General features: G+C 59.2%; 1 pseudogene. It reads right to left on the reverse strand.

Annotation, left to right across the window (positions count from 1 at the left end):
• Positions 1-190 (reverse strand): annotated as a pseudogene (locus EOD29_RS33245) (NAD-dependent epimerase/dehydratase family protein); the annotation flags it as partial.
• Between the last annotated feature and the right edge of the window lie 65 nt (positions 191-255).

The raw sequence follows: 255 nt of genomic DNA on the forward strand, positions 1-255 counted from the left end.
AGACGAAATTGCGGATGCCGGCCCTGATCGAGGCGGAAAGAAGCGTCCGGGTCTTGCCGGAATTGTTGTCGTAATAGGCGAGGGGATCGGCAACCGACACCGGCACGACGGCGGAGCCGGCGAAATGGATGATCGCCTCGATGTCGTTTTCGATGAAGATCTTCTTCAGAATATCGGCATCGGCAATTTCGTCTTCTCCTCGACGGCCGCCGTTTACGGCCAGCAGCAGACGGACCTGCCGGTGAAGGAGACGGC

It is taken from the genome of Mesorhizobium sp. M1A.T.Ca.IN.004.03.1.1, assembly GCF_003997555.1.
Lineage (GTDB): Bacteria > Pseudomonadota > Alphaproteobacteria > Rhizobiales > Rhizobiaceae > Mesorhizobium.